Origin of the sequence: Chitinophaga sp. 22308 (assembly GCF_052045305.1) — a bacterium.
Lineage (GTDB): Bacteria > Bacteroidota > Bacteroidia > Chitinophagales > Chitinophagaceae > Chitinophaga > Chitinophaga varians_A.
Genome location: NZ_JBQEOP010000005.1, coordinates 272,519 through 297,419, shown reverse-complemented (window position 1 = coordinate 297,419; position 24,901 = coordinate 272,519). Strand labels below are relative to the sequence as shown.

Annotated in this window: 25 protein-coding genes; 22 read left to right on the top strand and 3 right to left on the bottom strand. The window is 50.0% G+C overall.

Annotation, left to right across the window (positions count from 1 at the left end):
- Positions 1 to 147 precede the first annotated feature (147 nt).
- The 17 genes from ACTJJS_RS21485 to ACTJJS_RS21405 all read left to right on the top strand — a co-directional run bounded on the left by ACTJJS_RS21485 (position 148) and on the right by ACTJJS_RS21405 (position 15,863).
- Positions 148 to 1,560, top strand: coding sequence for an anthranilate synthase component I family protein (locus ACTJJS_RS21485; RefSeq protein ID WP_168871937.1), 1,413 nt, complete (start codon positions 148 to 150; stop codon positions 1,558 to 1,560).
- Position 1,561: 1 nt separating this feature from the next.
- Positions 1,562 to 2,131: an anthranilate synthase component II gene (locus tag ACTJJS_RS21480; protein ID WP_440665188.1), complete on the top strand. Its 570-nt coding sequence runs from the start codon at positions 1,562 to 1,564 to the stop codon at positions 2,129 to 2,131.
- A 54-nt stretch (positions 2,132 to 2,185) separates the two neighbouring features.
- The gene (trpD, locus tag ACTJJS_RS21475) at positions 2,186 to 3,178 is read left to right on the top strand and encodes an anthranilate phosphoribosyltransferase (RefSeq protein WP_168871939.1); all 993 of its coding nucleotides are present in this window, start codon (positions 2,186 to 2,188) and stop codon (positions 3,176 to 3,178) included.
- 5 nt (positions 3,179 to 3,183) lie between these two features.
- Positions 3,184 to 3,984: an indole-3-glycerol phosphate synthase TrpC gene (gene trpC / locus ACTJJS_RS21470; protein WP_168871940.1), complete on the top strand. Its 801-nt coding sequence runs from the start codon at positions 3,184 to 3,186 to the stop codon at positions 3,982 to 3,984.
- 8 nt (positions 3,985 to 3,992) lie between these two features.
- Positions 3,993 to 4,616, top strand: a complete 624-nt coding sequence (locus ACTJJS_RS21465; protein WP_440665187.1) for a phosphoribosylanthranilate isomerase — start codon at positions 3,993 to 3,995, stop codon at positions 4,614 to 4,616.
- A gap of 35 nt (positions 4,617 to 4,651) precedes the next feature.
- Positions 4,652 to 5,860 (top strand): tryptophan synthase subunit beta, encoded by a 1,209-nt coding sequence (trpB, locus tag ACTJJS_RS21460; protein ID WP_168871942.1) that lies wholly within the window; start codon positions 4,652 to 4,654, stop codon positions 5,858 to 5,860.
- A gap of 8 nt (positions 5,861 to 5,868) precedes the next feature.
- A complete protein-coding gene (trpA, locus tag ACTJJS_RS21455; protein WP_440665186.1) occupies positions 5,869 to 6,642 on the top strand; it encodes a tryptophan synthase subunit alpha in 774 nt (257 codons plus the stop codon).
- Positions 6,643 to 6,644: 2 nt separating this feature from the next.
- The gene (gene hisH, locus ACTJJS_RS21450; RefSeq protein ID WP_168871944.1) at positions 6,645 to 7,238 is read left to right on the top strand and encodes an imidazole glycerol phosphate synthase subunit HisH; all 594 of its coding nucleotides are present in this window, start codon (positions 6,645 to 6,647) and stop codon (positions 7,236 to 7,238) included.
- Between the two features lies 1 nt (position 7,239).
- Complete coding sequence (hisA, locus tag ACTJJS_RS21445) at positions 7,240 to 8,382, top strand: 1-(5-phosphoribosyl)-5-[(5-phosphoribosylamino)methylideneamino]imidazole-4-carboxamide isomerase (protein ID WP_440665185.1); 1,143 nt, start codon at positions 7,240 to 7,242, stop codon at positions 8,380 to 8,382.
- Between the two features lie 12 nt (positions 8,383 to 8,394).
- Positions 8,395 to 9,150 (top strand): imidazole glycerol phosphate synthase subunit HisF, encoded by a 756-nt coding sequence (hisF, locus tag ACTJJS_RS21440; protein ID WP_168871946.1) that lies wholly within the window; start codon positions 8,395 to 8,397, stop codon positions 9,148 to 9,150.
- Positions 9,151 to 9,171: 21 nt separating this feature from the next.
- Positions 9,172 to 9,765, top strand: a complete 594-nt coding sequence (gene hisIE / locus ACTJJS_RS21435) for a bifunctional phosphoribosyl-AMP cyclohydrolase/phosphoribosyl-ATP diphosphatase HisIE (RefSeq protein WP_168871947.1) — start codon at positions 9,172 to 9,174, stop codon at positions 9,763 to 9,765.
- A 189-nt stretch (positions 9,766 to 9,954) separates the two neighbouring features.
- Positions 9,955 to 11,037, top strand: coding sequence for a redoxin domain-containing protein (locus ACTJJS_RS21430; protein ID WP_440665184.1), 1,083 nt, complete (start codon positions 9,955 to 9,957; stop codon positions 11,035 to 11,037).
- 75 nt (positions 11,038 to 11,112) lie between these two features.
- Positions 11,113 to 12,255 (top strand): redoxin domain-containing protein, encoded by a 1,143-nt coding sequence (locus tag ACTJJS_RS21425; protein WP_440665183.1) that lies wholly within the window; start codon positions 11,113 to 11,115, stop codon positions 12,253 to 12,255.
- Between the two features lie 416 nt (positions 12,256 to 12,671).
- The gene (locus tag ACTJJS_RS21420) at positions 12,672 to 13,031 is read left to right on the top strand and encodes a BlaI/MecI/CopY family transcriptional regulator (protein WP_168871949.1); all 360 of its coding nucleotides are present in this window, start codon (positions 12,672 to 12,674) and stop codon (positions 13,029 to 13,031) included.
- Positions 13,032 to 13,046: 15 nt separating this feature from the next.
- Positions 13,047 to 14,720: a M56 family metallopeptidase gene (locus ACTJJS_RS21415; RefSeq protein WP_440665182.1), complete on the top strand. Its 1,674-nt coding sequence runs from the start codon at positions 13,047 to 13,049 to the stop codon at positions 14,718 to 14,720.
- A gap of 148 nt (positions 14,721 to 14,868) precedes the next feature.
- A complete protein-coding gene (locus tag ACTJJS_RS21410; protein WP_440665181.1) occupies positions 14,869 to 15,327 on the top strand; it encodes a redoxin domain-containing protein in 459 nt (152 codons plus the stop codon).
- 35 nt (positions 15,328 to 15,362) lie between these two features.
- Positions 15,363 to 15,863: a DsbA family protein gene (locus ACTJJS_RS21405; protein WP_168871952.1), complete on the top strand. Its 501-nt coding sequence runs from the start codon at positions 15,363 to 15,365 to the stop codon at positions 15,861 to 15,863.
- Here the strand turns inward: ACTJJS_RS21405 and ACTJJS_RS21400 are convergent.
- A complete protein-coding gene (locus ACTJJS_RS21400) occupies positions 15,840 to 16,904 on the bottom strand; it encodes a formylglycine-generating enzyme family protein (RefSeq protein ID WP_440665180.1) in 1,065 nt (354 codons plus the stop codon). The genes ACTJJS_RS21405 and ACTJJS_RS21400 overlap by 24 nt on opposite strands.
- Positions 16,905 to 17,062: 158 nt before the next feature.
- On the opposite strand from ACTJJS_RS21400, the gene ACTJJS_RS21395 reads away from it, so the two are divergent.
- The gene (locus tag ACTJJS_RS21395; RefSeq protein WP_440665179.1) at positions 17,063 to 18,427 is read left to right on the top strand and encodes a GH1 family beta-glucosidase; all 1,365 of its coding nucleotides are present in this window, start codon (positions 17,063 to 17,065) and stop codon (positions 18,425 to 18,427) included.
- Here ACTJJS_RS21395 and ACTJJS_RS21390 read toward each other — a convergent pair whose 3' ends face one another.
- Positions 18,428 to 19,657 carry a hypothetical protein gene (locus tag ACTJJS_RS21390; RefSeq protein ID WP_440665178.1) on the bottom strand — a complete coding sequence of 410 codons (1,230 nt, stop codon included), beginning with the start codon at positions 19,655 to 19,657 and terminating at the stop codon, positions 18,428 to 18,430.
- Between the two features lie 11 nt (positions 19,658 to 19,668).
- Positions 19,669 to 21,039, bottom strand: a complete 1,371-nt coding sequence (locus ACTJJS_RS21385; protein ID WP_440665177.1) for a DUF4270 family protein — start codon at positions 21,037 to 21,039, stop codon at positions 19,669 to 19,671.
- Positions 21,040 to 21,286: 247 nt separating this feature from the next.
- On the opposite strand from ACTJJS_RS21385, the gene ACTJJS_RS21380 reads away from it, so the two are divergent.
- The 4 genes from ACTJJS_RS21380 to ACTJJS_RS21365 all read left to right on the top strand — a co-directional run bounded on the left by ACTJJS_RS21380 (position 21,287) and on the right by ACTJJS_RS21365 (position 24,799).
- The gene (locus tag ACTJJS_RS21380; RefSeq protein WP_211092662.1) at positions 21,287 to 22,282 is read left to right on the top strand and encodes a Kelch repeat-containing protein; all 996 of its coding nucleotides are present in this window, start codon (positions 21,287 to 21,289) and stop codon (positions 22,280 to 22,282) included.
- Complete coding sequence (locus tag ACTJJS_RS21375; protein ID WP_440665176.1) at positions 22,275 to 22,613, top strand: DUF4907 domain-containing protein; 339 nt, start codon at positions 22,275 to 22,277, stop codon at positions 22,611 to 22,613. The genes ACTJJS_RS21380 and ACTJJS_RS21375 overlap by 8 nt, the downstream gene beginning before the upstream one ends.
- Before the next feature lie 171 nt (positions 22,614 to 22,784).
- On the top strand, positions 22,785 to 24,089 hold the full coding sequence (locus ACTJJS_RS21370) for a sensor histidine kinase (RefSeq protein ID WP_440665175.1): 1,305 nt from the start codon (positions 22,785 to 22,787) through the stop codon (positions 24,087 to 24,089).
- The gene (locus tag ACTJJS_RS21365; protein ID WP_440665174.1) at positions 24,086 to 24,799 is read left to right on the top strand and encodes a LytR/AlgR family response regulator transcription factor; all 714 of its coding nucleotides are present in this window, start codon (positions 24,086 to 24,088) and stop codon (positions 24,797 to 24,799) included. Before ACTJJS_RS21370 ends, ACTJJS_RS21365 begins: the two co-directional genes overlap by 4 nt.
- Positions 24,800 to 24,901: the final 102 nt, after the last annotated feature.

The following is a 24,901-nucleotide window of genomic DNA, read 5'->3' as shown; positions in this document are numbered from 1 at the left end:
GGCACGGAATCAATTCCTGATCTGTGTTACAGTGCCATGTTTCGTCTGAAATATACTTGGAAAGGCTCGCTGTTACACAGCGGGCCTTTCGGCTTTTTAGGCACATCCTTTTTCTAACAAACAGCAAACACTTTCACCCTGAATATCATGCGTACCATTCAAGTAAAAACGAGATCCAAACAGATGCTGGCGGACATCTTCACACCAGTAGGCATCTATCTGCGGTTGCGCGATAAGTTCCCCGGCTCTATCCTGCTGGAAAGTACCGACTACCGCGCCAGCGAAAACAGCTATTCCTATATCTGTATCAAGCCTATTGCAGGCATCGAGGTAACTTCCACCAGCCACTTTGAATTTAAATATCCCAATCTGCCGGTGGAAAAGAAGGAACTGAAAGACACCCAGAAAGTACTGGACGAATTACAGAAGTTCCTGGGCAGCTTCTCCTTCAACGGCAATCACCCGGTACCCCTTGCCCAGACGCTGTTTGGATACAGTACGTTTGATTCGGTGCAGTTCTTTGAAACAATTGAATTCGATAAAAAGAAAAAAGGCGGTAATGCACAGATCCCCCTGATGCGGTACCGGTTTTACCAATATGTGATCGCCATCAACCACTTCAAAGATGAACTTTACCTCTGCGAAAATCAGATAGAAGGCCTCGACAGTGAGTTTGACCTGGTTGAATCACTTATCCGCCACAAGGATTCTCCCGGCTATCCTTTCGCCACCACCGGGGATGAAACCAGTAATATGACGGACGCGGAATATATGCAGATGGTGGAACAGGGCAAACAGCACTGTTTTCGCGGAGATGTCTTCCAGGTTGTTCTCTCCCGCGCCTTTAAACGCTCTTTCTCCGGTGATGAATTTAATGTGTACCGCGCGCTCCGCTCCATCAATCCTTCCCCCTATCTCTTCTTCTTCGATTACGGCGATTATAAATTAATGGGTTCTTCTCCTGAAGCACAGATTGTGATCAAGGACGGTACCGCTGCTATCCACCCGATCGCAGGCACTTTCCGCCGTACCGGTGATGACAAGCAGGATAAATTGCTCGCTGATAAACTGCTGCAGGACCCGAAAGAAAATGCGGAACATGTGATGCTGGTGGACCTGGCACGCAATGACCTCAGCAGAAATGCTACCAACGTAGCAGTGTCTACTTACCGTCAGGTACAGTACTACTCCCACGTGATACACCTGGTAAGCGAAGTGAAAGGGACAGTAGACCCCGCCACCAATCCTTTTAAATTGCTGGCTTCTTCCTTCCCGGCAGGCACCCTTTCGGGAGCGCCCAAGTATCGCGCCATGCAGATCATTGACCAGCTGGAACCGACGCCCCGTGGCTTCTACGGCGGCTGTATCGGTTGGGTGGGCTTTAACGGCAACTTCAACCACGCTATTATGATCCGCTCCATCCTCAGTAAAATGAATACCCTTTACTATCAGGCCGGAGCCGGTGTAGTAGCCAAATCGGTGGCTTCTTCCGAACTGGAAGAGGTAAACAATAAACTCAATGCATTAAAACAAGCCATCCTGCTGGCACAAACCATCTGACATGAACATCCTCGTTTTCGATAATTACGATTCTTTTACCTATAACCTCGTTCACCTCGTGGAGAAGCTGGTCAACGGCAAAGTGACCGTTGTCCGCAACGATGAAATTCCATTGGAGAAAGTGAACGATTATGATAAAATCATCCTGTCGCCCGGCCCCGGCATTCCGGAAGAAGCCGGACTGCTGCTGCCGCTGATCAAGGAATATGCGCCGTCTAAATCCATCTTCGGCGTATGCCTCGGCTTACAGGCCATCGGGCAGGCTTTCGGCGGTTCGCTCATCAACCTCAGCGAGGTATACCACGGCGTGGCCACCAATGTGAAAATAGTGTCCGACCAGGGCCGCCTCTTTAAAGGCATGCCCCGCGACATACAGGCCGGCCGTTATCACTCCTGGGTGATCGACAAAGCCACCCTTCCTGCTGATTTAACCCTGACAGCAGAAGATGAGGAAGGCTTTATCATGGCCCTGCAGCATAACAAGTACGATGTAAGCGGTGTACAGTTCCATCCGGAGAGTGTACTCACGCCACAGGGAGAACAGATACTGAAAAACTGGCTGGAACTATAATACCACCGCAGTTTTCCACCTTCTCTTTGATCATTTTAAATACATCATTCTGGTATGAAAAAGATACTTAACTACCTGTTCGAACATAAAACTTTTACCCGCGAAGGGGCTAAAGATATACTCATCAATATCTCCAAAGGCATGTACAACGAGAGCGAGCTCGCTGCTTTCATGACCGTGTTCCTCATGCGCAGCATCACCATCGATGAGCTGCTGGGCTTCCGCGATGCCCTGTTGGAGCTGTGTATCCCTGTAAAACTGAACGGCTACGATGTCCTCGATATCGTAGGTACCGGCGGAGATGCAAAAAATACCTTTAATATTTCTACCTTGTCGTGCTTTATCGTGGCCGGCGCAGGTGGTAAAGTGGCCAAACACGGTAACTATGGCGTGTCTTCCATCAGCGGCGCTTCCAATCTCATGGAGCTGGTAGGCTACAAATTTAAAGCCGACGACGCCAAACTCCGCACAGAACTGGAAGAGGCAGGCCTCTGTTTCCTGCACGCGCCCCTGTTCCATCCGGCCCTGAAAAATGTGGCCGGTATCCGCCGCGAACTGGGCATCCGCACGTTCTTTAACATGCTGGGACCATTGGTGAACCCTGCCTTTGCCCAACACCAGCTGATTGGCGTGTACAGCCTCGAAATGGCCCGCGTGTACAACTACCTGTTCCAGCAGACAGACAAAAAGTTTGTCATCGTGCACAGCCTCGATGGTTATGATGAGATATCGCTGACCGCAGATACCAAAGTCATCACCAACAAAGGTGAACAGGACTGGACACCGGAACAGCTCGGCAAACGTAAGGTGCATCCGGAAGATATCTATGGTGGCAACACCGTGGAAGAAGCGGCTAAGATCTTTATGAAAATACTCAAAGGAGAAGGCACCTGGGCACAGAACTCTGTCGTGCTGGCCAACGCCGCTATGGGCCTCTACAGCCTCGGTAAACACAGCTCTTATGAAGAAGCGTTTGCCGCTGCCGTGGAATCCCTCGAATCCGGTAATGCCCACAAAGCATTCAAAAAACTGATTGAACTACAATAACGCTGATGAAAAATATATTAGCAGAAATAGTCGCCCATAAACAGGTGGAAGTAGCGGCCCGCAAACAACAACGCAGCGCAGCTGAACTGCAACAGACCTCTGTGTTTGACAGGGAGCCGTTATCGCTCCGCAGTTTCCTGCAAAACCCGGAAAAAACCGGTATCATCGCGGAATTCAAACGGCGCTCCCCCTCCAAAGGACTGATCAACGGCGAAGTAACAGTGCAGCAGGTCACTACGGCCTATACCCGTTACGGCGCCTCCGGCCTCTCTGTGCTGACAGACGAGAAATATTTCGGCGGTTCCTCCGATGACCTGCAACAGGCACGCAGCTTCAACCAGATACCAATCCTGCGCAAGGACTTTGTGATCGATGAATACCAGATCCTCGAAGCAAAAGCTATCGGCGCTGATGTGATACTGCTCATCGCGGAATGCCTCGACGCCGCACAGGTAGCGCACCTCTCACAGTTTGCGCACAACCTTGGCCTCGAAGTGCTGCTGGAAGTACACAGCGAAGCACAACTGGAAAAGGTAACGGAACATACCCATCTCGTAGGTGTGAACAACCGCGACCTGATCACTTTCCAGGTGGACTTCAACCGCTCTTGTGAACTGGCGCCGAAAATTCCGGCAGACAAAATCAAGGTGGCGGAAAGCGGCATCAACGACCCTGCTGCGATCGTCACGCTCAAAGCCGCCGGCTTCCAGGGCTTTCTGATTGGTGAGCACTTCATGAAACAGGAAGACCCTGCCCGTGCCTTCGAGAATTTTGTACAGACATTAAACGATCTGCAGGCTAAATAATCAACACCATGCGTATTAAAGTTTGCGGAATCACCAGAGCGGCCGACTTACAGGGACTGACAGATAACCAGGCAGACTTCGCGGGATTTATCTTTTATGAAAAGTCCCCCCGTTTTGCCGCCAATAAAATAGATGCCCGTACCGTGCGGGAAACCGCCGGTATCCGCAAGGTAGGCGTGTTTGTAAATGCCACCGCGGAACAGGTGCTACGCACCGTGGCCGACTATGCACTGGACATGGTGCAGCTGCATGGCGATGAAACGCCGGCATTCTGCGCTGCCATCCGGGAAACAGTGCCGGTGATCAAAGCTTTTCGTATAGGTGATAACGTTGACTGGCAAACGCTGCTGACGCCTTACATACCCGTAACGGATTATTTCCTCTTTGACACGGCATCTGTAAAGGGTTACGGCGGCACCGGGGAACGGTTCAACTGGGAGCTCTTACAGCAATATCCTTTTGAACATCCGTTCCTGCTGAGTGGCGGCATTACGCCGGAAGACGCGGAGATCATCGGTGAACTGAAACTGCCTGCGCTTTTTGCCGTAGATATCAACAGTAAATTCGAAGAAGCGCCCGGCGTCAAGAATATGGAAAAAGTGAAGTTGTTCCTTACGGAAATAAGAAAATGACCAGATAATAAAATAATCAAATAAAAATATTCTCCATGGACATTGCAATTGATACCAGCAAATCCAGGTACCAGGTGGACAAGAATGGCTATTACGGCAGATTTGGCGGCGCCTATGTTCCTGAAATGCTGTTCCCCAACGTGGATGAACTGCAACGAAAGTATATGGAAGTGCTCAGCGACCCTACCTTCCAGCAGGAGTTTGAAGCCCTGCTGCGGGACTATGTAGGACGCCCTTCCCCGCTGTACTTCGCAAAACGCCTGTCAGAAAAATATAAGGCGAAGATTTTCCTGAAAAGGGAAGATCTGAACCATACCGGTGCCCATAAGGTGAACAATACCATCGGGCAGATACTGCTGGCGAAACGACTGGGCAAGAAACGTATCATCGCCGAAACCGGCGCCGGTCAGCATGGCGTGGCCACTGCCACCGTATGCGCGCTGATGGGAATGGAATGTGTGGTATATATGGGCAGCATCGATATCGAAAGACAGGCGCCCAACGTGTCCCGCATGAAAATGCTCGGCGCTACCGTAGTGGCAGCCACCAGCGGCAGTCAAACCTTAAAAGACGCTACCAATGAAGCGATCCGTGACTGGATCAACAACCCGGTAGATACCCACTATATCCTCGGCACCGCTGCCGGGCCGCATCCCTATCCCGACATGGTGGCCCGCCTCCAGTCAGTGATCAGCGAGGAAATCCGGAAACAGTTGCTCGAAAAAACCGGCAGTGAACTTCCTGACTACGTAGTGGCCTGCATCGGCGGTGGCAGTAATGCTGCCGGCGCATTCTTCCACTATCTCGATGAAGAAGAGGTGAAGCTCGTTGCCGTGGAAGCCGGTGGTAAAGGCGTACACAGCGGCCATTCTGCCGCCACTACGCAGCTGGGTAAAATAGGTATCATCCACGCAGCCAAAACATTGCTCATGCAGACAGAAGACGGCCAGATCACCGAGCCGTACTCTATCTCCGCAGGACTCGACTATCCCGGTATCGGGCCCATGCACGCGCATCTGTACGAAACAGGCCGCGCCATGTTCCTCGACGCTACCGATGATGAAGCCCTGGCTGCCGCTTATGAGCTGTGCAAACTGGAAGGTATTATCCCCGCGATGGAGTCAGCCCATGCGCTGGCCAAACTGAAAGACCTGCCCTTCAATCCTGATGATGTAGTGGTGGTGTGCCTTTCCGGCCGCGGTGATAAAGACCTGAATACCTATATCCGTCACATGAATAAATAATCTGGAGTATGCAAAATCGTATTGACCAATTGTTTGCTGCCAAACAAACTGGTGTGCTGAATATATATTGCACCGCCGGCTATCCGGAACTGAATGACACCCTGCCGGTAATGACGGCCCTGCAACAATACGGGGCGGACCTCATTGAACTGGGCATACCCTTCTCAGATCCGTTGGCCGACGGCCCCGTGATCCAGGACAGCGGTACTCAGGCGTTGAAAAACGGTATGAGCCTGCATAAACTGTTTGAACAGCTGGAAGGCTTTCGTGAACGTATACACGTCCCTGTTATTCTTATGGGGTATTTTAATCCTGTGCTGGTGTATGGGGTGGAAGCGTTTGTGAAAAAATGCGCGGAAGTAGGCGTGGATGGCGTGATTCTGCCTGATCTGCCCAAAGCGGAATACGAAGCGGAATACAAACCTATCTTCGAAAAATACAATGTATGCCTGGTCTTCCTGGTCACACCGGAAACCAACGATGAACGTATCCGTCAGCTGGACAGCCTGAGCAGAGGGTTTCTGTATGCGGTGTCTTCTTCTTCCACTACCGGTAAAGACAAAGACATGTCGCACCAGCAGGCCTATTTCGAACGCCTGCAGCAGCTGAAGCTGAAGAACCCGGTGCTTATCGGATTTGGGATTAAAGACAAGGCTACTTTCGACACCGCCTGCCGTTACACCAATGGCGCTATTATCGGCACCGCCTTTATTAAAGCGTTGGGAGAAGGCAAGGATATTGACAGCACAGTTCGTACTTTTATCGGCGCTATCAAAAACTAAATATGAAAACAGCCATCATAAAATACAATGCCGGCAATATCCGCTCCGTGCAGTTTGCGCTGGACCGTTTAGGTGTGAATGGCATTGTAACAGATAATCCGGAAGAGATCCTGTCGGCCGACAGGGTGATCTTCCCTGGCGTAGGTGAAGCCAGTACTGCTATGCGGTACCTGAAAGAGCGTAACCTCGATAAGCTGATCACCAGTCTGCAACAGCCGGTGCTGGGCATTTGCCTGGGCATGCAGTTGCTGTGCCGCCATTCGGAAGAAAATGATACGCCGTGCCTCGGCGTATTTGACGTGGAGGTAAAACGTTTCACCTCTCCGGTGGAGAACCTGCTGAAGATACCGCAGATAGGCTGGAACAATATTACCGGTCTGCATAGCGTGATGTTTGAACATGTGCCTGAAAACAGCTACATGTATTTTGTGCACAGTTATTATGCAGCACTGGGCGCAGACACCGTAGCGATCACTAACTATGTGATCAACTACAGCGCTGCTTTACAGAAAGATAATTTTTATGCGGTGCAGTTCCACCCCGAAAAATCGGCGGAACACGGCTCCCGTATCATCGAAAACTTTTTGAACTTATAAGATGCAAATCAGAAGGATCAGCGTGGACGACGCGTTGTTGCAGGTGCGCAGGGACGTATTGTACCCGCACGCAACACTGAGCGCGGTGACAGTGGAACATGACGCTGACGGCTTGCACTTCGGTGTATTTGAAGGCGGACAACTGGTGACGGTAGTATCGTTGTTTCCCGGGAAGGGAGAGGCGCAGTTCCGTAAACTGGCCACGCTGCCCGCAGCACAGGGCAAAGGTTATGGGAAAGCCATACTGGAGCACCTGGCAGACATCTGCCGGAAAGAAAACATCCAACTCCTCTGGTGCAACGCCCGTGACACGGCAGTATCTTTTTACGACCGCCTCGGGTATACCACCCGGGGCAATTATTTTGTAAAAGACGGTATTAATTTCATCCGCATGGAACTATCATTGGAAAAGCCTGTAGCCAAACGTTTTGAGGTCATTCCCGCTATCGATATCATCGATGGTAAATGTGTGCGCCTCACGCAGGGCGATTACAGCCAGCAGAAAATATATAACGAGCATCCACTGGAAGTGGCGAAGGAATTTGAAGCGCTGGGCGTGCGCCGCCTGCACCTGGTAGACCTCGACGGCGCCAAAAAAGGAGCGGTGGTCAACTGGAAAGTACTGGAAAATATTGCTGGTAAAACATCGCTGGTAACAGATTTTGGCGGCGGCATCAAAACTGACAAGGACCTGGAGATCGTATATGAATGTGGGGCGGCGCTGGCCACTATTGGCAGCGTGGCGGTGAAATCGCCCGAACTGTTTTTTAGCTGGGTGGAAAGGTTCGGGGCAGATAAGATCTTCCTGGGCGCCGATGTGAAAGACGAGAAGATCGCCGTAGGCGGATGGCTGGAAACGACCGGCCTGTCGGTATTTGATTTCCTGGCATCCAACATAGCACGGGGCGTGCAAAATATCTTCTGTACAGATATCGCCAAAGACGGCCTGCTGGCCGGCCCTTCCATCGACCTGTACAAAAAAATCCTTGGCGAATTCCCCGCTATCAGCTTCGTGGCCAGCGGCGGCGTAAGCAATATCGGTGATGTGGCCGCCCTGCAGGAAATAGGCTGCCATGGCGTGATCATCGGAAAAGCTATCTACGAAGGAAAAATTTCCACAGCGGAATTAAAATCATTCCTCTAAAATTATTGACGTATGCTGACCAAACGTATCATACCCTGTCTGGATATCAAAGACGGCCGCACCGTAAAAGGTATCAATTTTGAAAATATCCGGGATGCCGGTGATCCTATTGAACTGGGCGCGCTGTACGCATCTCAGGGAGCGGATGAACTGGTGTTCCTCGATATAACGGCAACGAATGAACGAAGAAAAACACTGGCAGAACTGGTTACCCGTATCGCACGGCATGTCAACATTCCGTTTACCGTAGGCGGCGGCATCGCCGAAGTGGAAGACGTAAATGTGCTGCTGCAATCCGGCGCTGACAAGATCTCCGTGAACACCGCCGCCTTCAAAAATCCGGGGCTGGTGGACTTGCTGGCACGGGAGTTTGGCAGCCAGTGTATCGTGCTGGCCATTGACACGCGCTTTGAAGATGGCGACTGGTACGTGTACCTGAACGGAGGCCGTGTGAAAACAGACCGTAAAGCGTTCGACTGGGCCAAAGAAGCGGTCAACCGCGGCGCAGGCGAGATCCTGCTTACCTCCATGAACAATGACGGTACCAAACAAGGCTTTGCGCTGGATATCACCGCGCAGCTGTCGCAAAACCTGAACGTGCCGGTGATTGCTTCCGGCGGCGCAGGCACCATGGAACACTTCGTGGACGTATTTGAAAACGCACAGGCAGATGCAGCGCTGGCCGCCAGCATCTTCCACTATAAAGAAATTGAAATTCCGGAACTGAAAACCTTCCTGTATGGGAAAGGAGTGAATGTTCGCTTTTAACCACCGCTGAAATTGCTTATCATGCAAATAGATTTTGAAAAATCGGCCGATGGCCTGGTACCGGCCATCATCCAGGATGCCGCCACAGGCAAAGTGCTTATGCTCGGATATATGAACCGGGAAGCGCTGGACAAAACCCTGGCTGAAAACAAAGTCACCTTCTACAGCCGTTCCAAAAAACGCCTGTGGACAAAAGGAGAGGAGAGTGGCAACTTCCTCCTGCTGCAAGACCTGAAGGTAGATTGTGACTCTGATACCATCCTCGTGAAAGCCAATCCCGTTGGCCCCGTATGCCATACCGGCGCAGACACCTGCTGGAATGAAGTGAATACCAGCAACGATTTCCTGGCCCGCCTCGAAAGCATCATTACAGACCGGAAAAATAATCCTTCCGATAAGTCGTACACTTCCCAGCTGTTTGCCAAAGGCATCAACAAGGTAGCGCAGAAAGTAGGCGAGGAGGCCGTGGAAGTGGTGATAGAAGCCAAAGACGATAACGATGAACTGTTTCTCAATGAATCGGCGGACCTGCTGTTTCATTACCTCGTTTTACTGCAGGCCAAAGGTTTTACGCTGGGAGACGTTATAAAGGTGTTAAAAGAAAGACATAAATAGTCAATTACAAATTACGAATTACGAATTACGAATTTGGGGCTTACTGGTAAGCGAGAGTGTTTTACATATGTATTTTTTGTAAAGACGCTTTTTCCTGCCAGTAAGCCCCAAATTCGTAATTCGTAATTTGTAATTCGTAATTCGTAATTGTTTATATTCGTCCTAACTAACTAATTAAAATTAATTATAATGAAAGGAATTTTCCTGTTAGCCGCAGGTGCTTTATTATCTGCGGGTGTTTATGCCCAGCAGGTGTCGGGAACGGTGAAAGGGGCCAATGGCAAGAAGATATACCTGTTCGACGACCAGGATAATAATCCGGATGACTCCCTGACCATACAAAATGAGCAGTTTACCTTCAAAGTGAAGGCTGGTAAGGAACCTTCCGTGTATGCCCTGATAATACAGGATGTGAACTATCCCATGTTATTTGTGTCTGGTGGTGAACCTATCCACTTTACCACTACCCTGGCCACTTTCCCGCTGGCATCGGCAGTAAAGGGCAATGAAAATACCATGGCCATGCAGGCCTACCAGAAAGCATTTGACCCGTTGATCAAACGTGCCCAGGACCTCAACCAGGAGGCCCGTGAAATCAACCCGGAAGATGAGCCGGCAAAAAATGCTTTCCGTAAAAAAGCCGACCAGTTCAGCAAAGACATTGTGAAAACCGGTACTGATTTTATTAAAGCCCACCCTAAAAGCATTGCCAGCATCTGGCTGATGATGAACGAACTGCGTTCACGTGTGGAGCCGGCCGAGTTTCAACAGTTGTTTGACTCGCTGGACAAGTCCATCCGCGAAAGTGCCTATGGAAACAGTGTTACCGCCTACATAAAAAGCCTGAAAGCCAATGCAGTGAATATTCCGGCAGACGATTTTGCCCAGGAAGACGAGAAAGGCAACCCGGTTAAACTGTCTTCTTTCAGAGGGAAATATGTGCTCGTTGATTTCTGGGCCAGCTGGTGCGGCCCGTGCAGACAAGAGAATCCTAATGTGGTAAAAGCGTATAACAAATATAAAAGCAGAAACTTCACCATTCTCGGCGTATCCCTTGATAACGACCGTGACCGTTGGCTGCGGGCTGTAAAACAGGATGGGCTTGCCTGGACACAGGTATCTGACCTGAAAGGCTGGGGCAATGAAGTAGCAGTGCAGTATGGTATTCAGTCCATTCCTGCCAATATGCTGATAGGCCCTGACGGTACTATTCTGGCCAGGAACCTGCGTGGAGAGGAACTGGAACAGAAACTCCAGGAAGTGCTGAAATAGCCGCTTATCAAAATCAGGTTGTCAATCCGCGCCTGATTTATCAAATTTGTTATTCGTCAAAAAAATTAAAAACCAATGAAGAGATATTTTGTGGGGATCGCCCTACTGATGCCAGCCGTAGCATTGTTTGCCCAGGAGAAAAAAGCCGGAGCAGCAGGCAAACCATATACTATCCAGGGAACTATTTCTGAACAAAAAACGCCCGCAACCGTATTCCTCAGAATGCGCAAAGGCTCAGAAATGGTAACCGACAGCGCCCAGATAAAAGACGGTAAGTTCACCTTCTCCGGTACGCTGGAAGAACCACTGCTGGCCAGTCTGATGCTGGTACAGCGCGGTGGCGAAAAACCGGTTTCCATGGGCCGTGATCTGCTGGCGGTATTTCTGGATAAAGGCAATATCATGGTGACTACCACTGATTCTATCAGCAAAGCCACTGTCAGCGGCTCTCCTGCCAACGAAGACTATAAACACCTGCAGGAGCAACTGAAAGAAGTCAACGAGAAAGGTGCGGCACTGCAACAACAGTACCGTGAACTGGCCAAAAATAAAGACGAAGAAGGTATCAAAAAACTGGAAGCAGCTTACGATGCACTGGACGCAGAAGAGAAAAAAATCGAAAACGATTTCTTCGCTAAAAACGCCAACTCTCCGATAGCACTGTATGTGCTGAACCAGGTGGCCGGTTATGATATCAATCCAGCCGAGGTAACGCCGCTGTTCAAAAAACTGAGCAAAGAAGCGAAAAACTCCCCTTCCGGTAAAGAGTTCGCCAAACGCCTCGAGTCTGCCCGTAAAACGGCTGTAGGCCAGTCTGCGCTGGAATTTGCACAGGCAGATGCTGGCGGTAAAAATATCAGCCTGTCTTCCTTCCGCGGAAAATATGTACTGGTTGATTTCTGGGCCAGCTGGTGCGGTCCCTGTCGTGCAGAAAACCCTAACGTGGTAAAAGCATACGACAAATTCAAAGACAAAGGTTTCGAAATCCTGGGTGTTTCCCTCGATGATAAAAAAGACAAATGGCTGGCTGCCGTAGAAGCCGACAAACTCACCTGGACACACGTTTCCGACCTGAAAGGCTGGAAAAATGCTGCCGCTGAACTGTACGGTGTACGCGCCATCCCGCAGAACGTGCTGATCGATCCAAAAGGAAAGATCGTCGCTAAAAACCTGCGTGGCGAAAACCTCGAAAAGAAATTAACCGAGGTACTGCCTTAATCACTCCGAAGGTTTAAAACAAAGTATACCGGGCTGGCCTGAACAGGTCAGCCCTTTTTGTTGCCAGAAGTCCCAGGGCTGAAGCCCTGGGTTACAATTGGTTTTGACTTTTCCCGGTAAAATGTATTTGTTTAAGGGAAGTAGACATTTTTAGCGCATGGCCATGGATTAATTGCATTACCCAGACACTGCATAACACACATGAAAATTAATCGATACCTTTCCCTTCCTCAAACCCAATTCATCAAAACAACCCGAATAACAAAACGTAGCCCTGGAACTCCGTGTTTTTATTTTTTTATTATTGATAATGAATAATTTATATCAAAATTTCCCAATTCCTCAAAAAAATATATTTCTATTTACGAAACTTTCGTAGATTTACGAAATATTCGTAGAAAGTTAAATCACGCTATATGGAAAAACTCACGCAACAGGAGGAAGCAGCCATGCTGGCGATATGGAAAACGGGGAAGGGATTTGTAAAGGATTTTCTGGAGAACCATCCGGCACCAGCGCCGCCGTATACTACGCTGGCATCTACCATTAAGAACCTGGAGAAAAAAGGATATTTGGAAAGCAGAAAGGTGGGTAACGTATATGAATACACGCCTGTGATCGCTGAAGTTACCTATAAGAACAAATTCATGAGTGGCTTTGTGAAGGATTATTTTGAGAACTCCTATAAGGAGCTGGTTTCTTTTTTCGCTAAAGAAAAAAAGATCAGCCCGGACGAATTAAAGGAGATCATCAAAATGATTGAGAATAGTAAATAACTAAAACCCGGAGCAATGATACCTGCCATCCTGATATATCTGCTCAAAGCCAATATAGCGCTGACCTTGTTTTTTCTGGCTTACTGGCTGGGCTTGAGACGACTGACCTTTTACACGCTTAACCGTGTATTTCTGCTGTCGGGCATCGTCTGTTCTTCCCTGTTCCCGCTGGTATCTGTCAATACGTTTGTAGAGCGGCATGAAACCATTGCAGGCGGCATCGCCTACCTGCCGGACCTCAGCGCGTTAACAGCCCCGGCTGAACAGTTTTCCGTGTGGACGCTGTTCGTGTACCTCTTCTGGGCAGGGGTAACAGTAATGACTATACGCCTCGCGATACAACTGCTGTCTTTGTGGAAAATACACCGCCGCTCCAGCCCCGCCACCGTTGATGGCGTAACGGTCAGAGCTGTAAAACAACAGGTGAACCCGTTTTCTTTCTTCCGCCATATCTATATCAATCCTGCGCTTCATCAGCCGGAAGAAAGACAGGGAATTCTCTGCCATGAAAAAGTACACGTTCAACAATGGCACAGTGCAGATGTTGTGCTGGGTGAACTGAATAATATCTTCTACTGGTTCAACCCCGGTGCATGGTTGATGAAAACGGCCATCCGCGAGAACCTGGAATTCATTACCGACCGCTGTCTGTTAAGACAGGGCGTGGATAAAAAAACGTATCAATACAGCCTGATAAAAGTAAGTGGGATCCCATATGCGACGGCCATCGCAAACAATTTCAATTTCTCACATTTAAAAAACAGGATCATTATGATGAACAGGAAACAATCATCCACTATCCAGCTGGTTCGCTATGTGGCCCTGGGCGCAGTAGTGGGAGGCGTGGTGTTGTCGCTTAACTACAGCAAGGTTTCCGCAACCCCGTCACAAGAGGAGAAAACCGCGGTCGGTCAACCCATAGTCGTGGAAGTACCTAAGCAAGCGCCCATACAAAAAAACGGATCCGACATCAATGTCGCCATCGACACCGCTACTCCTTCCGCCAAAAACACATCACCTAAAACCAGCAACAAACCTGCCCCGGTTCCGCAACCTGATGCCGATCCTGCTCCTGTACAACAAGTGGCGCCGGTTGTTACCATAAGAGGTTCCGCAGAGCCCGGACCGGTTATCCTTTTGAACGACAGGCTGATCAGCCAAGCTGAAATGAGTTCGCTCCCGCCGGACGACATTGAGTCTGTCAATGTATTTAAAGGCGCCATTATCACTGACGAAGTAATTGCCCAATATGGTGAAGATGCCCGCAACGGTATTGTGGCGATTTATACCAAACCCTGGTTAGCTGCCTCCAATAATAAAAAACGTTTTGGTGGTATTATAACGACCGCTGTTGCCGGCAAAGCCACTACTGTCACTGCCGGTCGGGGCCAGGTAACAAGTGTGCGTAATACTGCCACAGGTGCTGTTTTTGTGGCTACCAACAGCTATTCCGGCGGTTCAGCTACTGCTACTTCCGGTTCTGTTTCTGCCAGCAGTTCTGTTTCTACCGGCAGCTCAACTGGAGGCAGCGGTTCCACCAAAACAGGGACAATTGTCGTTCTCGGCCATCCAACAAAAGGCACGGTTGAAAAAGTGTCTACTGGCGGTAAAAACGAGGAAATCATCGTCATCGGCAGACCAGCAGAAAAAGGTACGGTGGAGAAAAAAGTCACCACACACGAAGAATAAAACAGTCCAAGTGCCGATAAATGAGAAGTAGAGGCAATACTGTTTATGTTAGCAAAAAGCCACGGTTCGCCACCGTGGCATTTTTGTTGGAAGACAACTTTCTCCGGACCTCAACGTTATATTAAAGCACCCGGATAAATTGTTGTGTATGTTACAGAAAGGCAATAAAGCACCCGATTTTACGCTCGCGGCGTCTCCGGACAAAAAGATAACGCTTTCAGACCTCCGGGGAAAAAATGTAATATTGGCATTCTATCCCGCAGACTGGAGCCCGGTGTGCAGCGATCAGATGGCGTTGTATAACGAAATGCTTCGTTTTTTTGAACGCCACAATGCTGTGCTCTTTGGTATCTCAGTAGACGGGGAATGGTGTCATAAGGCTTTTGCAAAGGACAGGAACCTGCATTTCGACCTGCTGGCCGACTTTGAACCAAAAGGAGCTGTCTCCCGGCAATATGGTGTTTATAAGGATGGTGTCAGCCAGCGTGCGCTGTTTGTCATTGATGATCATGGGGTGATACAATGGAGCTATCTGTCACCCATCGGCGAAAATCCGGGCGCTGACGGCATTCTGCAGGCATTGGAAACGATGGCAAAAACTGCCTGATGCCCTTCGTAATTCGTAACTCGTAATTCTCCTTTATGCTTACACCTCCCATTACCAGCCGTGACCACGTCACCGGTAACCAACAAGGCCCCACGGAGATTGTGGAGTATGGCGACTTTCAATGCCCCTATTGTGGAGAAGCTTTTGGGGTGGTCCGCGATATGTTGCAGGCGCTCAGTAATATCAAATTTGTTTTCCGCCATTTCCCGCTGGCGGAATCGCATGAATATGCCATGGACGCGGCGTTGGCCGCAGAAGCAGCTGCCCGCCAGCAACAGTTCTGGCAAATGCATGATGCCCTTTATCTGCACCAGCAGGAACTTTCTGATACCCTGTTCCCTGAACTGGCCAAACAGCTGCAGCTCAACCTGGAGCAGTTTCAGGAAGACATGCAGGACAACCTGCTCGTCAGCAAAGTGGAAGCCGATTTTGAAAGCGGCATCCGTAGCGGCGTCAATGGCACGCCTACCTTTTTTATCAATGGGAAACGGTTTAACGGCGATTACCGCAACCTACTGGCGGCCGTTCGACACTGACTTCACACAACGAAAACCCAGATTGGCAAGTCCTGATTCCGGAGTGGTCTTCATTCTGGCAGATACCCGGTAACCCCGGCAGTATTCATCACTGCACATGTAGGAACCTCCGCGGATCACGTGTTTTTGCTGCCCCGGATCCTCAGGATCATAACCTTTGGCTGGTCCGGCAGGATTGGCAGCGTCTTTTTCCACCTGCGCATAATAGTTGGCATCATACAGGTCGGCCACCCATTCCCACACATTGCCGGCCATATCGTACAATTGATAACCGTTAGGCTTATACGATTTTACCGGTGCGGTACCGGAAAAGCCATCGGTAGTAGTCTTATCATAGGGGAAATGCCCATTCCAGGTATTGGCTTTAGGTTTGCCGGCAGTGAGCGCTTCACCGCCCCAGGGATACACCTGGTTGGAAAGACCGCCCCTGGCGGCATATTCCCATTCTGCCTCTGTAGGCAGGCGTTTGCCGGCCCATTTGGCATAAGCCTGGGCATCGGTCCAGGAGACCTGTGTAACGGGATGATCTTCCCTGCCTTTGATATCGCTGCCAGGACCTTCAGGATGTTGCCAGCTGGCACCGGCAACAAAACTCCACCATTGTGATACGTCATTCAGCGGCACACGGTGGTCCGGTGGGGTAAACACCAGCGCTCCGGCCGCCAGCATGCTGCTGTCAGGCTCCGGTGAGCCCGGCGGCAGACTGGCCATCAGCTCTTCTTTGGAGATAGGCTTCTCAGCGGTGGTCACATAACCGGTGGCAGTGACGAAAGCGGCAAATTCCCGGTTGGTCACCTCGTGTTCGTCCATCCAGAAACTGTCTACTTTCACGGTATGTTTAGGATATTCGTCAGGCATGCCGGTACTGTCGTCCGCACCCATGCTGAAACTGCCGCCAGGTACCAATACCATGTGGTTTAAGGTGTCCGGCCCGCTGGCAACTGTTGCCACCGAATCCTGCTGAACGGGTGCTTTGCTGCCGCTTCCACAGGCGGCTATCGCCGCTGTCATCATACTGAGATATATCAAATGCCTGGTCATCTTCACAAAATAAGAAAAGTTTTTTCTCACAAGGCAATAATGTGAGCAAGGGTTTCCCGGGGAAAGCAGTTAACAATAAAATAATGATTTTTTTACGTAAACTATTGTAAACTGCATGCTGATCGGGTGCAGCCCGACTGCACTTTTATTCAGCTAATATGCAACAATCGGCCATCCCTTTCACCCGGAAGGATTTCGGGGATGATTTTCTGTGGGGCGTTACTATTTCTGCGTTTCAGAATGAAGGCGCACACGACTTCGACGGCAAAGGGCCTTCCATCTGGGACACCTTCTCCCGCCGCAAAGGAAAAATCCGCGATAAAACACATGCACAGGTGGCGTGCGATTTCTATAACCGTTATACACAGGATATCCTGCTGGCAAAAATGCTGGGCTTCAGTGTGTTCCGCTTCTCCCTGTCATGGGCCAGGATCATTCCCGGCGGTACCGGCGCTGTTAACCAGGCGGGTATTGATTTTTACCACCGGGTGATAGACGCCTGCCTGGAGCTGGGACTGGAACCATATGTGACCCTGTACCACTGGGACCTGCCGCAGGCGCTGGAAAACAAAGGAGGATGGTGCCACCGCGGGGTGGTGTTTGCCTTTGAAAACTATGTAAGGGTATGTACCCGCGCTTTTGGCAACAAAGTGAAAAACTGGATCATCCTGAACGAACCATTTGGCTTCACCGCCTTGGGATATATGCTGGGCGTGCATGCTCCGGGAAAGATAGGCCTGTCCTGGTTTCTGCCGGCAGTGCACCACGCAGTGATGGCACAGGCGGAAGGCGGCCGTGTGGTAAGGGAGGAGGTGGCAGGCGCCAATATAGGTACGGCCCTGTCCTGCTCGCAGATCATCCCGTTCACCAATAATGAAAAAGATTTGCAGGCTGCCCGCAAGGCAGATGCGCTGTTTAACCGCATGTTCCTGGAACCCGCGCTGGGCATGGGTTATCCGGTAGATGATTTCCCGCTGTTGAAACGCATTGGCAGAAGATATGCGCTGTGGCGCGACTGGGACAAGCTGGCTTTTGACTTCGATTTTATCGGGGTGCAGAATTATTTCCCGCTGGTGGTGAAATACAATGCTTTTATGCCGGTGGTCAACATATCGGAAGTGAAGCCCCGCGCCCGCAATGTGCCTGTCACCGCGCTGGGATGGGAAATCAACGGCAACGGCCTGTATGAAGTGCTCAAACAGTTCTCCGCCTATGACAAGGTGAAGAAGCTGATCGTCACAGAGGGCGGCGCCGCTTTCCCCGATGTACGCGCGGAAGACGGCGCCATTCGTGACACAGACCGTATCCGGTATTTCGCTGAATATCTCGGTGGAGTGCTCAAAGCCAAAAGGGAAGGCATTCCGGTAGAGGGATATTTCGCCTGGACACTCACTGACAACTTTGAATGGGCGGAAGGATACCGCGCCCGCTTCGGATTAGTACATATCAATTTTGAAACGCAACAGCGTACCATTAAAGACTCCGGCTACTGGTTCCGGGAACTGTTGCAGCCCGATGCCTGATTATTGGTTCAGCCGCTTCAGGAACCAGATATCACGCAGGCTGAAGTTAAATACCGCATTCACATACGTTTCCTTGATCAACCCGTTGCTGGTGCTGCCCCGCTGCCCGGCTTCCAGGCCTATGTAGTAACGCAACTGCCCCGTTTTGCTGGGAAGTGAAGCGCCCAGCGTACCGGACACATCGTGTATGGTGGTATTTTTGATCACCAGCGGGGACTTGTTGTAACTGAAGCCTGCCTGAAGTATCAGCCCTTCTATAGGCCGGTTGTAATATTGCCGGCTCATGGCGTATTCTATGCCGGTGGAAAACCGTTGCCCATCCTGATAGTAATAATTCAGCCCTTTGTCATTGAGCGTATTCCACTGCTGATGACGGTAATCTGCCACCCAGGTAATGGTGCCGTTAGTGAGGGAGAGGCCGCCGCCAAATTCGGCAGGCAGCGTAAAGGAGCCGGGGGCCAATTGTTCAGTGTAATAAGGCACATTGTCCTGGTTGACGATGTTGAGTTTCTGTTGCAGTTTCATGTGTGTTTCGAAGCGGTAGGTGGCGCCGAGGCCCAGTTGCCAGTCTTTGGACACTTTGGTCACATACTGCGCGCCCGCAGTGAAATTGGGCTTAAAGGTGTACTGGTTGTGCTGTGTGGCCAGCGAGTCGGAGCCTACGGTCTGACTGATATCTATAGGGCCGAACAGGAAGCCGGTAGACACGCCGACAGAGAAATGTTTGTTGAGCTGAAACCCGTTGGAGATATAAGCCCTGTTTAATCCGCCGGTACCGGTGGTGGTGGCTGTCACCGGATTGCCGGTGCCGGTAATGAACTGATTATTGAGCAGTTTATAATCTACCGTGCTGAATGGCGTAATGCCTGCGCCGATGCCCCACCAGCGGGCCGCTTTGAAGCCGAGGGCCAGCCGTTTGAAATTGAGGTCGCTGGCTGTTTGTGTTACTTTGTCACCGGAATAGTTGAGGTACTGCGCTTTCAGTGATACATCGAACATAAAGTTTTGTGTCGGCAGCGCGCTATAAGAGGCCGGATTTTGCTCGTTCAGGTAGCCGCTGTTGCGCCGGCCTATGCCGGTGCTGCCGAGGCCGAAATTGCGGCTGTAATCCCTTGTTTCGAGATCGCCAATGCCATAGGCGGTATAAATGGAATTGAGGCCGTGTTGTGCTTTTGCTGCGCCGGCGAGAAGCATCAGCGCGGTCACACAGGTATATATTTTTTTGCGCATAGTCATGTCCGTTATTTATACAGCAGGTAATAGACCTGTACCTTGATTTTTTTCCTGGGAGCCTGCTGGTCGTTGATCACCAGTCTGTCGAAACTGTTTCGGCCGGCGCCTCCCGGCGTGGTGAGAAACAGCCCGCGTGCGCCGTTGTCGTCGGCGGTGAGCTGTGTATTGCAGTAATTGGTGATATCGTAGGAATAGTAGGTGTTCTCATTATACTGGTCGTCTACCGTGAGGCTGCCATAGGAAAGGGTGTCGGTCACGGTGTTGGTCTTGTCCACCTGGCACAGGGCCACCCTGGCGGGTATCTGGCTGCTGCCGTTGAAGGTGCCGGCGGCGGGATAGACGGTGAGTATCACTTTCATGATTTTAAAAAACTGCCCCAGCTGTTGCATGTTTTTGAGATAAGGGAGATCGATGCGGGTCCCTATGCCGGTCAGTGATTGCGTGAAAGACATATTGCCGGTGGCGGAAGAAGGGAGCTCCCTGACCGGCACCTGCAATTTTTCCAAAGGCGTACCGCTGCGGTTGGCCGTGACCTGGTTGAACTGCAGCTCGCTGGCATTCATCTTAAAATCAACATACTTCACCGTCGTGACGATCTCGTTGATGTGATAATACAGGCGCATAGTCAGCGAAGTGTCCTGTGCCAGGAAAGTCATCAGGGCAGCGCTGCCGGGGCCGGGCACTATTTTCAGGCCACGGAAAAAGTCCAGGAAGTTGGGCCCTGCACTGACTTCAGGGCTTTTGTCGCGCAGCATGGTGAATAACTGGCTGCCCAGCGCATCGGACAAGGGAATGCTCACGCTCTTGTCCGTCTTGGGCCGGATAATACCGGAGAATGTTCCCAGCGGTGTGTTTTCTGTGGCGAAGCTGCTGTTGTTATATAGGCTGTAGAAGGTTTTGGCGAACTGGATGGTCTGCGTTACCCGGTATACCTGCAGGCTTTGCGGCCGCAGGGAATCGCCGGCAATATAACCGGAAGGGCGCAGGATAAGCCGCAGGGAATCGAAAGAGGAGCCATTGGCAGGTATGTCCGCTCCTGTTGGTTGTATCACCTGGAAGTAAGAACCGGCGGTAACGGCCCCCAGGTAGGGGTCTGACTTAGTGCCTATCAGCAAAAGCCCGGAACCGGAGGTAGGCACGGAGTCATACAGGATGGTCTTCATGGCCACTGACAGCGTGTCGGTAAGGATATAGTCGGTTTGCTGGTTGTCTACCACATTATCATAGGAGAAGCCTGCTTTCTGACAGGCGGCCATTCCGGCCAGCAATACCAATAACAGCATATATCTTATGCTGCGTAGCTGCCTTGCGCCTTTGCGTGAAACAAAAAACCTTTGCTTCCCTTTTATTTCTCTGCGTGAAAAAAAATCGTTGTTCATGGTGCGCAATTTTAGACAGGATCGATACTTGCCGTTGCTGTAATATGCCAATGGGCATTATTCATCGATGAATCCATTGATCTGTTCTTTGTGCCGTCAAAAGCGCCCGTATCACGGCTAAACGCAAAAGATTACTGCTGGCAGATGAAAAAGCGGTATCCGTCAGTTAAAAAGAGGAGAATGTCTATTTCCTGTTTGCCGGAATGCTCTCACGGATAATTTTGGCTACAGTAAAACGAACATGCGAATGCGTTATTTAAAAGGTTACAGTTTATTATTGGTCGCTTCCCTGGTGGCCTGTTCCAAGGACTCCTCCACGACTACGAAAGTAGGCAACTGGATCAGGCGTTCTGAGTTTGAAGGGGTGGCCAGAAGTGCTGCCGCTTCCTTTGTCATAGATAACAAGGCTTATGTAGGTACCGGTTATGATGGCACCAACAGGTTACAGGACTTCTGGGTGTTTGATGTTGACCTCAACCAGTGGACACAGAAAGCGGCATTCCCGGGCGTGGGCCGCAGCGGTGCCGTAGGTATGTCTATGGCCGGCAAAGGATATATCGGAACGGGGTATGACGGCCTCAACAAGCTCAACGACTTTTATCAGTATGATCCCGTTGCCAACACCTGGAGCCGTAAGGCTGACTTTGGTGGCAGTGCGCGGTATGGCGCAGTCGCATTTGCACTGAATGATAAAGGATACATCGCTACCGGATATGACGGCAACTGGCTGAAAGACAACTGGCGCTATGATCCCGGGGCTAATGCATGGACACAGGTGCAAAGCCTTACCAGCGGCAAAAGACAGGATGGCAATGCCTTTGTGATCAATAATAAGGCCTATGTGTGCATGGGCACGGCCAATGGCAGCTATGTCAGCGATTTTTATGCATTCGACGGCGCTACCGAAACATGGTCCACGTTACGCTCTATCGATAACGTGACAGACCAGAGCTTCGATGACAATTATAATTTCAAAGGCAGCGGCGCCGCGTCTTTCGCTATGCGCGGCCTGGGATACATCGTGTCCGGTACCAAAACTGGCCTGTCCAGCGCGGTATGGGAGTATAACCCGGGCACCGATCTGTGGGTGCAGAAAACAGATTTCGAAGGCGCTGCTCGCAACGGGGCCACCGGCTTTACGGTGAAAGACAGGGGCTTTGTAGTGCTGGGCACCAGTTCCAGCCAGCCATTCGATAATATGTTTGAATTTGATCCTACAGCCGCATATAACCAATATGACTAAACGAAAATTATCCTGGCTGGTCCCCGTGTTGTTATTGTTGCTGTTGGCAGGATACCGGTATTATCTGGATTCCTCACAGCAGGTGGATATGATACAGCTGACGGTGGTGCCTTTTGAAACAGGAGATGGCTGGGGATATAAAGTAATGGCAGACAACCATTCCTATATCTACCAGGATGTGATCCCCGGCATTGCCGGGAACAGGCCCTTCCGGTCCAGGGAAGATGCGGCAAAAGTGGGGCAGGCGGTAGTGGAGAAGCTGATGGCGCATCAACGGCCTACCATGACGTTAACGGAATTATCAAAGATGCAGGTAGCTGGCTTGCAATAATAGAATGTTGTCTGTTCAGGGTTGTAGTCCCGCCTGGTTTTAAGCAGTTAGAACCGGGTGGGATTCCCTATTGGTATACTTTTTAACTTCGTTTTAATACTAATTTAATTTTAACAATCCCTTATACCAGGATTAACAAACTTTAACACAAGCTATACCGGATACGGTTGTATGTTTATCGCATCAATTACAATGATGCTCCATTTCAAACGTATATTAAAGAATCGTCCGGTCGTCGTATCCCTGCACATCCTGGCATGGGTGTGTTTTTTATTCTTTCCCTTTTTCATTTACCGCATTCAGATTCTGCATAAGACCTTTTTCATCAAGGAGCTGATTGACAACCTCTTTCTGATAGCTGTTTTTTACCTGAACATTTATGTGCTGATACCCCGGTATTTCAACCGGCAGAAGATTGTAAAATATCTCTGTACCGTGATCGTACTGGTGGTGTTTATCACCATGCAGCAGGCCGCGCTGGATTTTTATTTTTTCCGGAATTACATGGGCCGTCCGGCGATGATGGCCATGCGCCTGGATAAGGCAAGATTGGCGAATGATGTAACAACGAAGGCCTTTCCGCCGTTTAACCATCGGTACGAGATAAGAGAGGAGGAAGGAGCGCAGGTAACAGCCAGCAGCCTGGCTATGCCGCTGGGCAATGGAAAGCCGCATGTTACCGTAATGGCCAGGCCGGTGATGTCTACGCTGCCGCTGCCGCCGCCACGCTGGTTCCGGATAGTGGAAGGCAAAGTCTCTTTCTGGGATTATCTGTTGTTCCCGGAAGTGCTCCGCCGCTCCGGCTTTTTCGCTCTGTTGATGCTGTTTATGAGCGGGTTCATCAAAATTGCCGTAGAGTGGTTTGAAAGTGAAAAACAACGGGAAGCGTTGAAAGTGGAAAAACTGAATGCAGAACTGAAATTTCTGAAGTCTCAAATCAATCCGCATTTTCTTTTTAATTGCCTGAATACGATTTATTCACTGGCACACAAACAATCCGGCCAAACGGAACATGCTATCCTGAAGTTGTCGACCATCATGCGGTATATGATTTATGAGTCCAACGAAGACAAAGTACAGCTGGAACACGAACTGAAATACCTACAGGATTACATAGATATACAGCGGTTGCGGTTGCCGCAGGACATTGACATCCAATATGAATTAAAAGGCAGTGCGTCCGGTTTCCTGATAGAACCGATGCTGCTGGTGCCCTTTGTGGAGAATGCCTTTAAGCACGGCATCAGCTATGCGGAAGAATCCTTTATCAACATAGATATCACTATTGCAGAAAATATGATCAGATTAATTGTCAGAAACAGCCTCTTTAAAGAGCGGGTATCCGAAAGAGGCGGTATCGGATTACAAAACGTACGGAAAAGACTGGACATGCTCTATGCCGGAGACCATGACATCACTATCACGGAAACAGAAAACCAGTTTATTGTTGATCTTAAAATAGTATTGAAAAAATGATAAAGTGTATCGCTGTGGATGACGAGCCGCTGGCCCTGGAAATCCTGGAAGACTACATCCGCAAAGTGCCCTTCCTTCAGCTGGCCGGTAAGTTTGAAAACGCTGCCAATGCCCTGCGCTTTATTCAGGAAGAACCGGTGGACCTGGTTTTTCTGGATATCAAAATGCCGGATATCACTGGCATACAGTTCCTCAAGTCCCTCAAATATCCGCCCATGGTCATTTTTACCACCGCATACGGCGAGTATGCGCTGGATGGCTTTAACCTCGATGTGGTAGACTATCTCCTGAAGCCGGTGCCGTTTGAACGGTTCCTGAAAGCCGCCGCCAAAGCCAATGAAACGTTTACGGCCAATCAGCAAAAGGCCGCCCCGCTCGATATGGCCACTTTTGTCAGTGACTATATCTTTATCAAAACAGAATACAAAATCATCAAGATCAATCTTGAAGACATTCTTTTCATTGAAGCACTCAAAGACTATACGAAAATCTATACTCCCAATCTGCCTGTGCTCACGCTGCGCAGCCTGAAGTCATTCGAAACCCGCCTGCCGGCCGACAAGTTTATCCGCGTGCACCGCTCTTACCTGGTGTCACTCAATAAAATCAATTCGGTAGAAAAAAACACGGTGATGATCGCTAACCAGTCCATCCCTATCAGTGATGGTTACCGCGACCGGTTTTATGACCTGATCAACAGGAATTCCTGATCATTTTGATATTTGGGTATTTTGATATTAGGATATTTACTGGTGAAATTTGAACATTTCACCAGTATAGTCTTATTGTATATTATTTATATAATAATATAT

Bases quoted from the DNA above. Each gene is read 5' to 3' on its own strand.
- ACTJJS_RS21485 (WP_168871937.1), top strand. From the start codon at position 148: ATGCGTACCATTCAAGTAAAAACGAGATCCAAACAGATGCTGGCGGAC.
- ACTJJS_RS21480 (WP_440665188.1), top strand. From the start codon at position 1,562: ATGAACATCCTCGTTTTCGATAATTACGATTCTTTTACCTATAACCTC.
- trpD (WP_168871939.1), top strand. From the start codon at position 2,186: ATGAAAAAGATACTTAACTACCTGTTCGAACATAAAACTTTTACCCGC.
- trpC (WP_168871940.1), top strand. From the start codon at position 3,184: ATGAAAAATATATTAGCAGAAATAGTCGCCCATAAACAGGTGGAAGTA.
- ACTJJS_RS21465 (WP_440665187.1), top strand. From the start codon at position 3,993: ATGCGTATTAAAGTTTGCGGAATCACCAGAGCGGCCGACTTACAGGGA.
- trpB (WP_168871942.1), top strand. From the start codon at position 4,652: ATGGACATTGCAATTGATACCAGCAAATCCAGGTACCAGGTGGACAAG.
- trpA (WP_440665186.1), top strand. From the start codon at position 5,869: ATGCAAAATCGTATTGACCAATTGTTTGCTGCCAAACAAACTGGTGTG.
- hisH (WP_168871944.1), top strand. From the start codon at position 6,645: ATGAAAACAGCCATCATAAAATACAATGCCGGCAATATCCGCTCCGTG.
- hisA (WP_440665185.1), top strand. From the start codon at position 7,240: ATGCAAATCAGAAGGATCAGCGTGGACGACGCGTTGTTGCAGGTGCGC.
- hisF (WP_168871946.1), top strand. From the start codon at position 8,395: ATGCTGACCAAACGTATCATACCCTGTCTGGATATCAAAGACGGCCGC.
- hisIE (WP_168871947.1), top strand. From the start codon at position 9,172: ATGCAAATAGATTTTGAAAAATCGGCCGATGGCCTGGTACCGGCCATC.
- ACTJJS_RS21430 (WP_440665184.1), top strand. From the start codon at position 9,955: ATGAAAGGAATTTTCCTGTTAGCCGCAGGTGCTTTATTATCTGCGGGT.
- ACTJJS_RS21425 (WP_440665183.1), top strand. From the start codon at position 11,113: ATGAAGAGATATTTTGTGGGGATCGCCCTACTGATGCCAGCCGTAGCA.
- ACTJJS_RS21420 (WP_168871949.1), top strand. From the start codon at position 12,672: ATGGAAAAACTCACGCAACAGGAGGAAGCAGCCATGCTGGCGATATGG.
- ACTJJS_RS21415 (WP_440665182.1), top strand. From the start codon at position 13,047: ATGATACCTGCCATCCTGATATATCTGCTCAAAGCCAATATAGCGCTG.
- ACTJJS_RS21410 (WP_440665181.1), top strand. From the start codon at position 14,869: ATGTTACAGAAAGGCAATAAAGCACCCGATTTTACGCTCGCGGCGTCT.
- ACTJJS_RS21405 (WP_168871952.1), top strand. From the start codon at position 15,363: ATGCTTACACCTCCCATTACCAGCCGTGACCACGTCACCGGTAACCAA.
- ACTJJS_RS21400 (WP_440665180.1), bottom strand. From the start codon at position 16,904: ATGACCAGGCATTTGATATATCTCAGTATGATGACAGCGGCGATAGCC.
- ACTJJS_RS21395 (WP_440665179.1), top strand. From the start codon at position 17,063: ATGCAACAATCGGCCATCCCTTTCACCCGGAAGGATTTCGGGGATGAT.
- ACTJJS_RS21390 (WP_440665178.1), bottom strand. From the start codon at position 19,657: ATGCGCAAAAAAATATATACCTGTGTGACCGCGCTGATGCTTCTCGCC.
- ACTJJS_RS21385 (WP_440665177.1), bottom strand. From the start codon at position 21,039: ATGAACAACGATTTTTTTTCACGCAGAGAAATAAAAGGGAAGCAAAGG.
- ACTJJS_RS21380 (WP_211092662.1), top strand. From the start codon at position 21,287: ATGCGTTATTTAAAAGGTTACAGTTTATTATTGGTCGCTTCCCTGGTG.
- ACTJJS_RS21375 (WP_440665176.1), top strand. From the start codon at position 22,275: ATGACTAAACGAAAATTATCCTGGCTGGTCCCCGTGTTGTTATTGTTG.
- ACTJJS_RS21370 (WP_440665175.1), top strand. From the start codon at position 22,785: ATGTTTATCGCATCAATTACAATGATGCTCCATTTCAAACGTATATTA.
- ACTJJS_RS21365 (WP_440665174.1), top strand. From the start codon at position 24,086: ATGATAAAGTGTATCGCTGTGGATGACGAGCCGCTGGCCCTGGAAATC.